We start from the raw sequence: 16207 nt of genomic DNA, 5'->3' as shown, positions 1-16207 counted from the left end.
TCTGCGCGTCGACGATCACCTGATGAGCCGTGCCGTCGGTCTCCGGGAACACCGTCCGTAGAGACTCGTGCCTGGCGACGACGTCCGCGACCGCGATCTGCATGGCCCGGCGGTCGAGCAGACCGGACAACCGGACGGCGATCGGGATGTTGTTGGCCGCCGATTCGACGTCGAACTTGTTGAGGAACCACATCCGCTGTTGCGCCAGCGACAGCGGAATGTGCTGCGGACGCTGCTGCGGTACCAGCGGCGGCCTGCTGCCGGTGGCGACCAGGGTGCCCAGTCTGGCTGCGAGGTCGGCCACCGAGGACGCGTCGAACAGCTCGCGAACGGCGATCCGGGTGTCCAGCGCGACGCCGAGTCGGGACACGAGTTGCGTTGCGATGAGCGAGTTTCCGCCCAGCTCGAAGAAGTCGTCGTCGAGACCCACGCGCTCGACGCCCAGCACCTGGGCGTACACCTCGGCGACGGTGCGTTCGATGTCGTTGGTCGGTTCGCGGTACTCGGTGACCTCGAATGCGGGGTCGGGCAACGCCTTTCGGTCGAGCTTTCCGCTGGCACCGAGCGGGAACTCGGGCAGCACGATCAGTGTCGACGGCACCATGTACTCCGCCAGACGGCCGCGTAGCGCCGACAGAACGGCTCCGGTGTCGACCGACACCCCCGAAGGAACCACGTATCCGACGAGTTGGTCGCGGCGGACCACGACTACGGCTTGAGAGACCGACCGCTGGGCGAGCAGCGCCGTTTCGATCTCACCCAGTTCGATGCGCAGGCCGCGCAACTTGACCTGGAAGTCGGAACGTCCGACGTATTCGAGCTCGCCGTCGCGATTCCAGCGCACGACGTCGCCGGTGCGGTACAGCCGCGCGCCGCCATCGGCGAACGGGTGAGCGACGAACCTGTCCGCGGTCAGGTCGGGGCGTCCCACATAGCCGCGCGCGAGCTGGGTGCCGGCGAGATAGAGCTCACCTGCAACACCGACCGGGGTGGGATGCAGTCGCGAATCCAGTACGTAGACAGCGGTGTTCCACACCGGAGCACCGATCGGCATGACGTCGGAGTCCGAATCCGTGACCGCGTGGTAGGTCACGTCCACGGCAGCCTCGGTCGGTCCGTACAGGTTGTGCAGTTCCACCGACGCGACCGCACGCCGCAGTGCGCGAGCGGTGGTGGGCGGTAGCGCCTCGCCGGAGGCGAACATCAGTCGGAGCGAGGCTCCCGCGCTGCGACGCCGCTCGACTTCGGGCACGAACACCGACATCATCGACGGCACGAAGTGCACCACCGAGACACGTTCGCGTGCAATGACATCGAGCAAGTAGATGGGATCTCGGTGACCGTCGGGAACGGCGATCACCACCGAGGCACCGACCTGGAGCGCCCAGAAGAACTCCCACACCGACACGTCGAACGTGGACGGCGTCTTCTGCAGCACCACGTCGCGCGGAGTCAGGGCGTATTCGCCCTGCATCCACAGCAGTCGGTTGACGATCGCGTCGTGCGACACCCCGACACCCTTGGGACGGCCCGTCGAACCCGATGTGAAGATGACATACGCGAGATTCCGCGAACGCAGTGGGGCGCGTCGGTCGTTGTCGCGCAACGGTTCCGACGACAGGTTAGAAGTATCGAGCGTGTCGATGTCGATTGTGTCGACGTCGGGGAATTCGACGTGATCGCGCACGGTGGACAACACCCGGATCGGTGCCGCGGTGGCCACGATGTAGTCGTTGCGATCCGCCGGTTGGGTCGGGTCGATCGGCACGTATCCCGCCCCGGCCTTGACGATCGCGTACATGCCGACGAACAGGTCGAGGCTGCGGGCGATCGCGAGGCCGACCAACGTGTCGGGCCCGACGCCCAGCGAGACCAGATGGCGCGCAAGACGGTTGGCGCGTGCATCGAACTCGGCGTACGTCAGCCGCTCACCCTCGAAGACCAGCGCAGTTGCGTCCGGGGTCAGGGCGACCTGTCGGTCGAACAGGTCCACCAGAGTGATGTCGGCGGGGACCTCGTGTTCGGTGTCGTTCCATTCCGCCACCACGCGGTCGTGCTCGCCGTCGTCGAGCAGATCGATGTCGCCGACGGCCACCGACGAATCGGCCACCACGGCCGTGAGCATCCGTACGAACCGGTCGGCGAACCCGCGAACGGTCTCGGCATCGAAAAGGTCTGTCGCGTAGGTCAGTTCGGCGGCCATGCCCTGTCCGCGGCCGTCCAGTCCGATCGACTCGGTCACGGTGAGCTGCAGGTCGAACTTGGCGATTTCGGCATCGAGGGCGACACTGTCCACCGACAGGCCCGGCAGGTCGACGTGTGTTCGGGTGAGGTTCTCGAACGAGAGCATGACCTGGAACAGCGGGTGTCGAGCCTGCGACCGCGACGGGTTGAGGACCTCGACCAGACGCTCGAACGGTAGATCGGCGTGGCCGAAGGCTCCGAGCGCGACTTCGCGCGCGCGGCCGATCTGTTCGGAGAACGTGCGTCCGGAGTCGATGTCGGTGCGCAGAACGAGCGTGTTGACGAACATGCCGACCACGTCGTCGAGCGCTGCGTCACCGCGGCCGGCGACCGGAGTACCGATGGCGATGTCCTCGGTGCCCGACAGTCGGGCCAGCAGCACGGCCAGTGCGGCGTGGACGACCATGAACAGCGATGCGTTGTGGGTATGTGCCAGAGCGGACAGGCCCTGGTGCACATCGGCAGGCACGTCGAATCCGATGGAGGAGCCCTGGTAGGACTGGCGACTGGGGCGCGGCCGGTCGGTCGGCAGATCGAGCTGGTCGGGTAGGCCGGCGAGGATGTCGGCCCAGTAGTTCACCTGACCGGAGATCAACGACTGCGGATCGTCCTCGGAGCCCAGAACCGAACGCTGCCACAGGCTGTAGTCGGCATACTGCACTTCCAACGGCATCCAGGCCGGGTTCTCCCACGCGGTGCGCGAGGCGTAGGCGATCATGATGTCTCGGGCCAGCGGTCCCATCGACCACCCGTCGGCCGAGATGTGGTGCACCACCATGGCGATCACGTGTTCGCGTGGGCCGATCTCGAACAGTCGGGCCTGGATCGGAACGTTGACGGTCACGTCGAACGTCGTCGACGCGAGCGCAAAGACCTGTCGCTGAATGTCGGCGGCCGAGGTCGGAATCGGCATCAGGTTCGGCACCGTCTGAGCGGCGTCGAGAATGGACTGCTGCGGTCCGTGCGCGGTGTCGGGATAGACGGTGCGCAGCGACTCGTGCCGGTCGATCACATCCATGATGGCGACCTGCAGTGCCGCGACATCCAGGTCGCCGGTCAGCTTCAGCGCGAACGGAATGTTGTATGCGGCGGAGTCGACGTCGAACCGGTTGAGGAACCACATGCGTTGCTGCGCAAGCGACAACGGGATGCGCTCCGGCCGGACGGTCGCGACCAGTGCAGTCCGGCCGCCCTCCCCCGCCGCCTGTTCGACGCGCACCGCGAGCAGTGCAACCGTCGACGCCTCGAACAGCATGCGCACCGGCACGGTGGCGTCGAGTGCCACTCCGAGCCGCGAGACCACCTGGGTGGCGATCAGCGAGTTACCGCCGAGCTCGAAGAAGTCGTCGTCCAGTCCTACCCGCTCGACGCCAAGGACGTCGGCGAAGACGTCGGCGACGATCTCTTCGATCGGTGTCGTCGGTGCGCGGAAATCTCGCACCTCGAACACCGGCGCAGGCAGTGCGCGCCGGTCCAGCTTTCCGTTGACCGTCAGCGGAATCGTCTCCAGCGCAACGAACGCCGACGGAACCATGTACTCCGGCAACAGTTCGGCGATACCGGTTCGCAGGTCCTCGAGGTCGAGGGTAGGCCGACCGTTCGCCACCGCCGAGACCACGTAGGCGACCAACCGGGCCGCCCCGGGTGAATCCTCACGGACGACGACGGCAGCCTGGGTGACGGCGGGGTGCGCGGTGACCGCGGCCTCGACCTCGCCCAACTCGATTCGGAAGCCGCGCACCTTGACCTGATCGTCGGAGCGGCCCAGATATTCGAGCTCGCCCGACGCGTTCCACTGCGCCAGATCGCCGGTGCGATACAGCAACGACCCGGCATCGGAGCCGGAGGCGAACGGATCGGCCACGAACCGCACCGCGGTGAGCGGTGCGCGTCCCAGGTATCCGCGCGCCAATTGTCCACCGGCAACGTACATCTCGCCGGGCACCCCGACCGGGACCGGATGGAGCCGGGTATCGAGAACGTAGACGCGCAGCCCAGCGATCGGCTTGCCGACCACCGATGCGGTCGTTGCGACGGACGCGGAGCCCAACGCTTGATACGACACGTGCACCGTGGTCTCGGTGATGCCGTACATGTTGATCAGCTGCGGTGCACGATCGCCGTGCCGCTCGAACCAGCCGCTCAATCGACGCTGTTCGAGGGCCTCGCCGCCGAAGATCACGTAGCGCAGAGACAGCTCGCCGCCGGTCGAGGCCGCCGTGCGATCGGCCTCGGACAGTTGGTAGAACGCCGACGGAGTCTGGTTGAGCACCGTCACCCGTTCGTCCACGAGCAGCTGATGGAACGCTTCGGGTGAGCGCGAGGTGAAGTAGTCGACGACCACCAGAGTGCCGCCGTACAGCAACGGACCCCACAGTTCCCACACCGAGAAGTCGAACGCGTAGGAATGGAACATCGTCCACACGTCGTCGGCTCCGAAGCCGTAGACCGCATCGGTGTTCGCGAGCAGCCGAACCACGTTGCGGTGCGGCACCAGAACACCCTTGGGGCGACCGGTCGACCCCGAGGTGTAGATGACGTACGCGACGTTGGTGGGGCGAAGCGGGCGAATGCGATCGGTGTCGGTCACCGGTGCGCCCGAGATCGACGACAGATCGACCGTGTCGATGTCGACGAATGTTGCGCCGATGCGAGATTCGACGTCCGCGGGCAGCTCGATCGGGTCCGTTCCCGAGAAGAGAATCGATGTCGGACGCGCATCGTCGAGCATGTACTCGACGCGGTCCAGCGGGTAGCTCGGATCGACGGGGAGGTAACCGCCACCGGCCTTCACGACCGCAACCAGCGCGACGACGAGTTCCGCCGACCTCGGTAAGGCGACCGCGACGAGGCTCTCGGGGCCGACGCCGTGTGAGATCAGTACGCGGGCAAGGCGATTGGTCCGAGCATCGAACTCGGCGTACGTCAGCGACGTGTCGCCGAAGCGCACGGCCACTCCGTCCGGCTGTGCCGAGGCCGCAGCGTCGAGCAGGTCGATCAACGTCACGTCGCGAGAGACGTCCGGCCCGGACACGTTCCAGGTGGACACGACGGACTCGTATTCGGCGGCGTCCACGATGTCGACGTCGCCGACCGGAACCGACGCGTCGGTGGTGACTGCGTCCAGAATTCCGAGGAAGCGCCGCGCGAAGCTGTCGACCAGATCTGCGTCGAACAGATCGGTCGCGTACTCGAACACCGCATCGATACCCGCGGCAGTTCCGTCGACCTGGTGCTCGGTGAGCCAGAGCTGGAGGTCGAATTTCGCTATCGGGACGTCGAATTCGGCGGCCACGGCGCGGAGCCCGCCGACGGTGAGTTCACGAGACTTGGCCGATTCCAGGGAGAGCGCCACCTGGAACAATGGGTGCCGTGATGTCGAGCGGACCGGATTGAGAACCTCGACCAGGCGCTCGAACGGAACGTCGGCATGCGCGAACGCCGACAGGTCCGTGTCGCGGACGCGAGCGAGCAGCTGCTCGAACGACAGTGCCGGATCGACATCGGTACGAAGTACCAACGTGTTGACGAACATTCCGACGAGGTCGTCGAGTGCAGGCTCACCGCGACCGGCCACCGGCGCGCCGATGGCGATGTCGGTGGTGCCGCTCAGTCGAGCCAGCAACAGCGCGTACGCCGACTGCATCACCATGAACAGCGACGAGTTGTTCGCGCGGGCGAGATCGGCCAGAGCACTGTGCAACCGGGCCGGAATCTCGATGCGCAGCTTGCTGCCTGCGTTGGACGACACGGCGGGGCGGGGCCTACTCGACGGCAGCGCCAGCTGATCGGGTAGATCCTCGAGTGTGGCACTCCAATAGGCGATTTCGCGTGCAGCGAGCGAATGCGGATCGGTTTCGGGACCGAGTACCGCACGCTGCCAGAGCGCGTAGTCGGCGTACTGGACCTCGAGCGGCGTCCACTCGGGAGCGCGGCCCTGTATCCGGCTCGAGTAGGCCAGCAGGACGTCGCGCGCCAACGGTCCGAAGGAGGCTCCGTCGGCAGCGATGTGGTGCAGGACCATCGCCAGTTCGTACTCGGTGGGCGACATCTCGAACAGCGCGATTCGGAACGGCGTGTCGATCGTGACGTCGAAGCCCTTGGCCACCAACTCGTGCAGTCGGCCACCGAGCTCGTGCCGTTCGATGCGGATCGGGGTGATCGTGGCCGGTGTCCTGGCCGCGTTGAGCACGACCTGCTCGGGCGATCCGTCCACTTCCGGGTACACCGTGCGCAGCGTCTCGTGTCGTTCCACGACGTCCGCGAATGCGGCCGACAGGGCACTCACGTCGAGTGGACCGCTCAGATGGACCGAGAACGGCAGGTTGTACACCGCAGTGGCCGGATCGAACCGATTGAGGAACCACATGCGTTGCTGTGCAGGCGAGAGTGGGATGCGCTCGGGGCGTTCCCGGGATTCGAGGATCGGGGTGTCGGATCCGCGGCCGGCAGCCGACTCGGCCCGGGCAGCCAGTGCGCCGACGGTGGGGGCCTCGAACAGCTCGCGCACTCCCAGGCGTACTCCGAGTGCGCCGCCGACTCGTGTCACCAACTGTGTGGCGATCAGCGAGTTGCCGCCGAGCTCGAAGAAGTCCTCGTCCAGACCGACCTTGGACGCGCCGAGCAGGTCCTCGTAGATTCCGGCGACGACGTATTCCGCGCGGCTCTGCGGTGCTCGGTACTTCTTGGCGCTGGTGAACACCGGCTCCGGCAACGCTTTTCGATCGAGCTTTCCGCTGGTGTTGAGCGGCAGCGCATCGAGCACGACCACTGCTGCGGGAACCATGTAGGACGGCAGCGCATGCCCGGCGAATTCGATGGCCTCGGCGGAGTCGATGGACTTCCCCGGCCCGGCGACGACGTAGGCGACGAGTTGGTCGCCGGTAACCGTCTGCACGACCAATGTCACTGCCTGCGAGATGGATTCGTGTGCGAGCAGCACGGTTTCGATCTCGCCCAGCTCGATGCGCTGGCCACGGAACTTCACCTGGAAGTCGGTGCGTCCGATGTAGTCCAGCACTCCGTCGCTGCGCCACCGAACGAGGTCGCCGGTGCGATACATCCGCTCTCCGGCGTCGCCGAAGGGGTTGGCCACGAACCGATCCGAGCTCAGGTCGGGGCGCCCCACGTAGCCCCGCGCCAGCTGGACGCCCGCGAGGTAGAGCTCGCCCGCTTCTCCCACCGGAGTGGGTCGCAGCCGGCTGTCCAGTACGAAGGCGCGGGTGTTCCACTCGGGCACACCGATCGGGACGGTTCGCGTGTCCTGTGGGCTGCTCTCGTGGTACGTCACCGAGACCGCCGCCTCGGTGGGACCGTAGAGGTTGTGCAGTCCTGCGGCGCAGACGGATCGGAATGCTGCTGCCGTCTCGACCGGAAGCGCCTCGCCGATCACGAAAACGTGACGCAGCGAAGCACAGGTGTTGGCCGGCGCGTTGGCGACGAACACGGTCAGCATCGAGGGCACGAAGTCGGTGACCGTGACGCAGTGTTCGGCGATCCTGTTCGCCACGTAGACCGAGTCGCGATGCCCGTCGGGGGTGGCGAGCACCATCGTCGCGCCCACTCGCAGCGGCAGGAAGAAACCCCACAGCGAGACGTCGAACGTCGTCGCCGTCTTCTGCAGATAGACGTCGGTGGTATCCATCGGATACTCCGCCAGCATCCACTCCATCTGATTGTGGATGGCGGCGTGCTCCACGGCGACGCCCTTCGGGCGGCCGGTGGAGCCGGAGGTGTAGATGACGTACGCGGTGTTCGAAACACGAAGCGGCGCAATCCGTTCCGCGTCTCCGACCGGAGCGGACGACCGGGCGGACAGGTCGACCAGATCGACGGCGACCGTCTCGGTGCCCTCGGGCAGCGACACGTCGTCACGCGACGAGATCAGTACGCACCGAGGCTGCGCGGAATCGAGGATGTAGGCCGTGCGTTCGGCAGGATGATCCGGGTCGATCGGTACCCATGCTCCGCCTGCCGCCACGATGGCGTACATGCCGACCACAAGATCGAACGAGCGTCGAATGGACAAGCCGACAAGAGTCTCCGGGCCGACGCCCATGTCGATCAGATGGCGAGCGAGGCCGTTCACCCGCGCCGACAGTTCTCCGTAAGTCAGGACGTCGCCCTCGTACACCAGAGCCGTGGCGTCGGGACGAGCTGCCGCAGCAGCCTCGAAGGCGGTGAACAGAGTGCTGGGCGTGGTCTCGTGTTCGGTGTGGTTCCACTCGGAGACGACCAGTGCGCGCTCGGATCCGTCGGTCAGAGCCAGGTCCCAGACGAGGTCCGTCGGGGCTGCCGCCACGAAACGGCCGAGGAAGTCGACGAACCGCTCGTGATTGCGGCCGGACTGATCGGGGCCGTACAGGTTGGGGTTGGACTCGAAGTCGATGTGGGTCGTGGCCCCGGCGACGCTCGTGTAGAGGTTCAGTCCGAAGTCCTCGATGAGGCCGGTGGAGAGGATGTTGATTCCGCCGACCATCGATCCCAGGCGCACCTCGCCGAAGAACAGCATGATGTTGACCCAGGGACCGAAGAACGCAGCTTGACCGCTTGCGCCGCCGGCGTCGCGGCGAATGTCCTCGTGCCGGTACCGCTGGTGGCGCAGTGCACCGGAGACCTCGGCGTTGACGCGCGCCAGCATCGTTTCGACGGTGGTGTCGCCCGAGACGTCGAACCGCAGCGGCACTACGTTGGACACCATGCCGCCGGAGCGGCGCAGAACCGCGGTGGTTCGCGCAGTCACCGGCAGTGACAGCACGACGTCCTCGCGGCCGGTCATCTGGGCCAGATACGCCGCGAACGCGGCGATGACGATGGTCGCCATCGTCGTGTCGGTCTCGGCGCGCAGGGCATCGAGACTGCTCATCGTGTCGGCAGACAGAGCGGTGCTGTCGATCTGACTCTTCGGGGCCGGCGGAGCGGTGTGCCCGGCGAGGGTGGTGACTCCGTCGATTCCGTCGATCCGCGACGCCCAGTACTCGCGATCGGCCTGGAAGCGGCTCGAATCGCGGTAGGACATCTCGATGTCGTAGACCTTGGTCAGATCCGAGGCCAGGTTCTTCGTCGGTTCGGTGCCCTCGACCTCGGACGTGTACAACTCCGCAGCGCGGTTCATGAAGGTCACGGCACCGAAGCCGTCGAGAACGACGTGGTGCACGCGCTCGTACCAGAACCAGACATCGTCCTCGATACGCAGGACGGTGGCGGCGATCAGTCGATCGCGAAGAATGTCGATCGGAGCGCTGTAATCGGCGTGCATCCACTCGAGGGCGGCCGCGCGAGGGTCGTTCTCGCCGCGCAGATCCACCAGTCCGAGCGAGTCGTCCAGGGTGGGGTCGACGATCTGTCGTGGCTCCGCGTCGATCTCGGTGATACGGACGAAACCGGACTGCAGTTCGAGGGCTGCGCGTGACGATGCGCGCCGCAACAGTTCGACGTCGAGATCACCGCGCAGTTCGACGTACTGCGCGATGTTGGCGGGTACCGAGGGGTCCACGTGCTGCGCGAACCACATCCCCAATTGGGCCGGTGACAGTGGGAACGAGGGATGCTGCCGACTGTCGACTCCCGTGTCGTCGTCTCCAGCACCTTCCACACCTAGCGGGTCCAATCGATTCCTCTCTTTCCCACAATCACACGCGCCCCCACCGGCCGCCGAAGCGGCGGACAACGATGGGCACCGAACACATCGAGCAAGCTGACTACGTCGATCTCTATTTTCTCACCATGAACAACTCGGAAGTTACCTTTCAGTACTTATCCGTCGAGATGGGCCGGACCGTTACATGCCCAGCACGCGTCGAGAGCACCCGCCCCCGTACGTGCAGAACCGGTGGCTGGATTCGGCACCCGGCCAATCTACAGGCCCGCACGCGCGGAGTTCGTCGGTTGTCACGCCGTCATGTCGAAAGCGGCAATCACCTTGGTAGGTACCAAACGAACGATCAATTCGCCCGGAACTCCGTTGCGTCTGCCGAACTCCTCCCCTCTGTCGCGGCCCATGTACCGCGCTCCGATCTCGGTGGCCGTACGCACCAGTTCTCGGGGATCCTCGTCGATCGAGGCAACGCCCTGCACCTGCACGAACCCGTACGGCGGCTCTTCGAGATCGACGGTCAACACGATCCGAGGGTCCCTGCGAATCGCTCGCCCCTTGGCGGTATCGGCTCCGGTGTTGAACACGATGGAATCGTCCTCGACGACGAACCAGATCGGGGCGACCAGGGGCCGTCCGTCCGAAGCGAGGTAGCCGACCTTTCCGGTGCGGGTACCTGCCGACAGAAACTCTCGCACGCGTGGATCGGTGAAAGACGTCATCGACGTCACGCTACTCGGCCGGACCGACAGGTTCACGTCACCGACGAACTCGGCCAGGACGTGCCGCCCGATCGACGATGCTAAGCCGGGCCGACGTGGGTGAGCAGACCCGCGCAGATCGTGGCCCGCACCTCCGTGTCGGCCAGATCGTGCGCCGAGCGATGCACCGGGTGCTCTTCGAGAACGACGATGTCCGCGACGTCCCCGACGCGGAGCGCAGCGCGGTCGCCGCTCGCCGCTCGCAGTGCCGCGCCGAGAGGAACCGATTCCTCGGCATGCCACGGCGGCCGGTCGTCGTCGGTTCGGAATACCGCCGCCGCAACGCCTGCCAGTGGCTCCGGTGGACTCACCGGAGCGTCGGAGCCGAAGAGCAGCGTGGCACCGCTTCGATGGAGCGACCCGTAGCCGTAGGCCACCGAGCGTCGACCTGCCCACAGATCCTCGGCGATGTCGCGATCGGCCATGGCGTGCTGCGGCTGCACCGACGCCGCAACGCCCAGCGCCGCGAAGCGTGCGATGTCTTCGGGGACGAGCTGCTGCGCGTGTTCGATACGACCTCCGCAACCGGCCCGCTCGAACGCATCGAGCGCAACACCGTTCGCCCGGTCACCGATCGCATGGACAGCAGAGGTGATTCCGCCGCGAGCTGCGCGAGAGACGAGCTCGAACAGTCCGTCGCGGGTCTCGAGCAACAGTCCGTAGGCGTTGTCACCGTCGACGCCCGGGTAGCGATCGTGACAGCAGGCCGTTCTGGTGTTCAGCGAGCCGTCGAGCATGACCTTCAGCGGTCCGCGCCTGATCATGTCCGAGACGGCCGAGACGTCGCCGGTGCGCTCCCCACGATCGAGCGCTTCGTCGAGCCACTGCGGCCACACCGTGGTGTCGACGCGCACTGCGGGAGATCCGGCCGACAGGCGTCGATCCCAGACCGTCCGGTTGTCGGCGAACTCGAAATCGACGACGCCGGTCACTCCGCGGACCGCCAGTGCCGCGGTGGCGTCGAGCACAGCTCGGTCCAGCTCGGCCGGGTCCTCCAAGGCCTCCAGCGCCATGACGGCCTCGAGACCGTCGACGTCACGAAGCACTCCGGTGGGATGGTCGATACCGAGATCGCGCAGCAGCGCCGGACTCAGCCACAGCGTGTGCAGGTCCATGCTCGTCAACGCCACACGCACACCGGGCAGCGCGTTCTCGAGCAGGTCCTTGTGTGGTTCGTCGGGCCACTGCGCGTCCCGAAACCCGTTGGCGCGCACTACGGAATCGCCTGCTGTGCGCGCATAGGGAAACACCAGTGCCACGGCATCGGCCGCCGACGAGGCCGGCCCGACGTCGATACGCCGCCGCGCCGCTGCCCATTGCGTCAGATGAACATGACTGTCCACGAAACCCGGCAGGGCCACTCCCCCCGCCCCGTCGACGACCTCGACGCCGCGGGTGCGATCGCTACCGGCCGGGGTGATGGACCCGATGGTCGAGCCGACGAGTTCGATGTCGAAGAGCACGCCGGAATCATCCAGTGCGACATTGGCGATAATCACTCCTGGGACTCTAGAGCGTCGCCCCCGACGCAGGCGGCATGCCATCCTCTAGCAATGAAGACAGAGCCTGTGGCGATGCAGACAGATCGGACCGACCCCGTCGGATATCACGCGACCGTCACGGTGCGGTGGTCGGACATGGACGCATTCGCGCACATCAATCACGCGCGGATGGTCACCCTGCTCGAAGAGGCGCGCATCGAATGGCTGCTCAGCGAGGGCGAGGCCAACGAAAGCCTGATCAAGAGTGCGTTGATCGCGAACGTCACCATCGCGTACAAGAAGCCGCTTCGGCACTCGGACGGTCCGCTCGACGTCACACTCTGGTTCGAGAAGGTACGTGCGGTCGATTTCACCATCGGCTACGAGGTACGGGCAGCGGGCGCGGCCCCGGATTCGCCGCCTGCGGTGGTGGCGACCACTCGCATGGCGATGGTCGACGTCGGGGCGGAGACTCTGCGCCGGATAGCGCCCGAGGAGAAGGCCTACCTCGCACGCTGGACTCGCTGATACTCCGCCGCGCGATCTGCGAACCAGCGCACCGCCTCCGGATCGTCGACGGCACTGGTGTCGAGAGCAGTTGTCGCGGCAGCACCTTGGAACATTTTCTTGAGCGGCACTTCGAGCTTCTTACCGGTCCGCGTGTGCGGGATCGCGGGCGCTGCGACGATGTCGTCGGGAACGTGCCGCGGGGACGCCTGAGTCCTGATGACGGCAACGATGCGCTCGCGTAGCTCCGCGGTGAGCCCATCCGGGACCACCACGAACAGCGGCATCCAGTATCCCCCGTCGGGCTGTTCCATGCCGAGCACCAGGGCCTCGGTGACCTCGTCGAGAGATTCGACGGCCTGATAGATGTCTGCGCTTCCCATTCGAATCCCGTTGCGGTTCAGCGTCGCATCGGAACGACCGTGCACGACGACGCTGCCGCGTTCGGTCACGGTGATCCAGTCGCCGTGCCGCCAGATGCCCGGATAGGTATCGAAATACGCGTCCCGATAACGGGTTCCGTCGGGATCGTTCCAGAACCGCACCGGCATGGACGGCATCGGTTCGGTGACGACCAGTTCGCCCACTGCGCCGTGCACCGAGTTGCCTGCCTCGTCGTAGGCGTCGAGCGCAACGCCCAGGAACGGAACCGACAACTCGCCCGCCCAGACCGGCACGGTCCGCACTCCCCCGGCGAACGCCGACACCACATCGGTACCACCGGAGATCGAGAACACCGGTACGTGGGCTCCGACGTTCTCCGACAACCAGATCGACGACGTCGCGGGCATCGCAGACCCGGTGATCCCGATGGCGCGCAGGCTCGAGAGATCGTGATCGGCACCGGGGTGTGCGTCCGCCTTGATGCACGCGAGGACGTACCCGGGGCTGGTACCGAGGTACGTCACACCCTGCGCGGCCGCAATGCCCCACAGCGCATCCGTTCTCGGGAACGCTGGATTTCCGTCGGTGGACACGATCGTGGCACCGACGAGCAGACCGGCCACCTGGAAATTCCACATCATCCAGCTCGGGCTCGTGTACCAGAAGAACACATCGTCGGGTCCTAGATCCGAGTGCAGTGCAACGGATTTGAGATGCTCGAGCAGCACGCCACCATGGCCGTGCACGATCCCCTTGGGTCGTCCCGTCGTCCCCGACGAGAACACGACCCACAACGGGTGATCGAACGGCACTGCGACCGGAGCGAGCTCGCGCGGTGTCGCGGTCGCGTCCGCCCAGCTCAGCGACGTCGCCGCGGTTCCCACAGTCCCGGCAGCGTCGCCGATGGTCACCACGGTGCGAACCGTCGGCAGTCCTTGTGCGAGGGTGTCGACGTCCGCACCTTTGTCGCGGAAGGCCCCTCCGTAGACGTACCCGGACGCGGTGATCAACGCCGCGGGATCGAGCTGCCCCAGTCTGTCGAGCGCTGCCGCCGCCGAGTAATCCTGCCCACACGCAGCCCATACCGCGCCGAGACTTGCTGTCGCCAGGAAGGCGATGATCGCCTCGGGCACGTTCGGCAGGTACCCGACGACGCGGTCGCCTCGCCGGACGCCCGCGTCGGACAGGGTGCCCGCCAACGCACCGGCCTGGGCGATCATCTCGGACCACGTGACGGTCCGCGTCGAACCGTCCTCGGAGGCATGAACGATGGCGGCTCGATCTCCTCGAGCGTGCCGGACGACCTGATCGACGTAATTCAGCTCGGCACCCGGGAACCACTGCGCCCCCGGCATACCGTGGCCCTCGAGCACCGACTCCGGTTCGGTGGTGGAGCGAATGTCGAAGTAGTCCCACACCGCTGTCCAGAACGATTCGATGTCGTCGATCGACCACCGCCACAACGCTGCGTAGTCGGGCAGCGACACCTCGTGGCGCTCCTCGACGAACCGGGTGAACTCGGTGACCCGAGCGTGCTCGACATCGGTATCGGTGGGCGTCCACAGCGCACTGGTCATGGACGTCAGTATGTCAGCCCAACGGCTGGGTTCAGATCAATCCGAGCGAGCGTTCACGCATCTCGACCTTGCGCACCTTGCCGGTGACGGTCATCGGGAACTCGTCGACGACGTGCACGTAGCGCGGAATCTTGTAATGCGCGAGGCGACCGTTGCAGAACTGCCGCACCGCGTCCGAATCCAGTGGTGCGGCACCGTCTCTGAGCTGTATCCACGCCATCAACTCCTCGCCGTACTTCTCGTCGGGAACACCGATGACCTGAGCGTCGAGGATGTCGGGGTGGGTGTAGAGAAATTCCTCGACCTCGCGGGGATAGATGTTCTCGCCGCCGCGAATCACCATGTCCTTGATGCGCCCGGTGATCGCGACGTAGCCGTCACCGTCCATGACTCCGATGTCGCCGGTGTGCATCCACCCGTCGCTATCGATGGCCTCCGCGGTCTTGTCGGGCTGCTCCCAGTAACCGATCATCACCGAGTAGCCACGGGTGCACAGTTCACCCGCCTCGCCTCGCGGCAGTGTCTCACCGAGAACGGGGTCGACGATCTTCACTTCGAGATGCGGACCCACACGACCGACAGTGGACACTCGCTGCTCGATCGAGTCGTCGCTGCGAGTCTGCAGCGATACCGGCGACGTCTCGGTCATGCCGTAGCAGATGGACACCTCTGCCATTCCCATGCGTTCGATGACCTGCTTCATCACCTCGGTGGGACAGGGTGATCCGGCCATGATTCCGGTACGGAGGCTGCTCAGATCGAATTCGCCGATGTTCTCCAGTGCCAACTCGGCGATGAACATGGTCGGTACGCCGTAGAGCGAGGTGCACTTCTCATCGGCCACGGCCGTCAAGGTCGCCACCGGGTCGAACGCCGGACCGGGGATGACCATCGTTGCTCCGTGCGACGTGCACGCGAGATTGCCCATCACCATGCCGAAGCAATGGTAGAACGGCACCGGAATGCAGACCCTGTCGTTCTCGGTGTAATGGCAGAGCTCGCCGACGAAGAAGCCGTTGTTCAGTATGTTGCGGTGACTGAGCGTCGCACCTTTCGGGAAACCCGTTGTACCCGATGTGTATTGGATGTTGATCGCGTCGTCCGGGCGGAGTGTGCTCGACACGTCGGCGACCATCCGCGGAGTCTTCGCCAACGCTCGGTGCCCTCGATCGGTCATCGCTTCCCACTGAATGCTTCCGATGAAGAGGACCTCGCGCAGAGTTGTCACTTCCGGTCGCACGTCGTCGATCATGGCCGTGTAGTCGGACCCTTTGAACTCGGTGGCCGACAACAGCACCGAGACACCCGCCTGTCTCAGCACGAACTGCAGCTCGTGCGAGCGGTACGCCGGATTGATGTTGACCAGAATTGCCCCGATCTCCGCCGTCGCATATTGCGCCAGCGTCCATTCGGGGCAGTTCGGTGCCCAGATCCCTACTCGATCGCCTACTTGTACTCCGGCCACGAGAAGCCCCGCCGCCAACAACTCGACGTCCGCCGCGAACTCCGAGTAGGTCCACCGCCTGCCCGACGCGACATCGACGAGGGCATCGCGTTCGGCGTGCCGCTCGACGGTGCGATGCAGGTTTCGGCCGATCGTGTCGTCGAGTATCGCTGTGTCCGAATCGCCGCGGGCGTAACTGTCCATGAGCCTCACGG

5 protein-coding genes and 1 pseudogene are annotated in these 16207 nt (G+C 65.8%); 1 reads left to right on the top strand and 5 read right to left on the bottom strand.

The window, feature by feature from the left end; genetic code table 11:
• Positions 1 to 31: 31 nt before the first annotated feature.
• The 3 genes and pseudogenes from ASH04_RS27585 to ASH04_RS18670 form a co-directional block, all read right to left on the bottom strand.
• A pseudogene (locus tag ASH04_RS27585) lies at positions 32 to 9838 on the bottom strand (amino acid adenylation domain-containing protein); the annotation flags it as partial.
• 296 nt (positions 9839 to 10134) lie between these two features.
• Complete coding sequence (locus ASH04_RS18675) at positions 10135 to 10560, bottom strand: PPOX class F420-dependent oxidoreductase (RefSeq protein ID WP_027496298.1); 426 nt, start codon at positions 10558 to 10560, stop codon at positions 10135 to 10137.
• A gap of 80 nt (positions 10561 to 10640) precedes the next feature.
• Complete coding sequence (locus tag ASH04_RS18670) at positions 10641 to 12098, bottom strand: amidohydrolase (RefSeq protein ID WP_057474229.1); 1458 nt, start codon at positions 12096 to 12098, stop codon at positions 10641 to 10643.
• A 75-nt stretch (positions 12099 to 12173) separates the two neighbouring features.
• Here ASH04_RS18670 and ASH04_RS18665 point away from each other — a divergent pair, with 75 nt between their 5' ends.
• A complete protein-coding gene (locus ASH04_RS18665; protein ID WP_027496292.1) occupies positions 12174 to 12608 on the top strand; it encodes an acyl-CoA thioesterase in 435 nt (144 codons plus the stop codon).
• Here the strand turns inward: ASH04_RS18665 and ASH04_RS18660 are convergent.
• Positions 12584 to 14548, bottom strand: a complete 1965-nt coding sequence (locus tag ASH04_RS18660; RefSeq protein ID WP_032393358.1) for an acetoacetate--CoA ligase — start codon at positions 14546 to 14548, stop codon at positions 12584 to 12586. The two genes, ASH04_RS18665 and ASH04_RS18660, sit on opposite strands and share 25 nt — an antisense overlap.
• Before the next feature lie 31 nt (positions 14549 to 14579).
• Positions 14580 to 16196 (bottom strand): AMP-binding protein, encoded by a 1617-nt coding sequence (locus ASH04_RS18655; protein ID WP_179274178.1) that lies wholly within the window; start codon positions 16194 to 16196, stop codon positions 14580 to 14582.
• Positions 16197 to 16207: the final 11 nt, after the last annotated feature.

The sequence above is a fragment of the Rhodococcus sp. Leaf233 genome (assembly GCF_001426165.1).
Lineage (GTDB): Bacteria > Actinomycetota > Actinomycetes > Mycobacteriales > Mycobacteriaceae > Rhodococcoides > Rhodococcoides fascians.
This window is presented reverse-complemented; position numbering and strand designations above follow the sequence as displayed.

Excerpts from the sequence above, each read along its gene's own strand:
- ASH04_RS18665 (WP_027496292.1), top strand. The coding sequence starts at position 12,174 with ATGCAGACAGATCGGACCGACCCCGTCGGATATCACGCGACCGTCACG.
- ASH04_RS18660 (WP_032393358.1), bottom strand. The coding sequence starts at position 14,548 with ATGACCAGTGCGCTGTGGACGCCCACCGATACCGATGTCGAGCACGCT.
- ASH04_RS18655 (WP_179274178.1), bottom strand. The coding sequence starts at position 16,196 with ATGGACAGTTACGCCCGCGGCGATTCGGACACAGCGATACTCGACGAC.
- ASH04_RS18675 (WP_027496298.1), bottom strand. The coding sequence starts at position 10,560 with ATGACGTCTTTCACCGATCCACGCGTGCGAGAGTTTCTGTCGGCAGGT.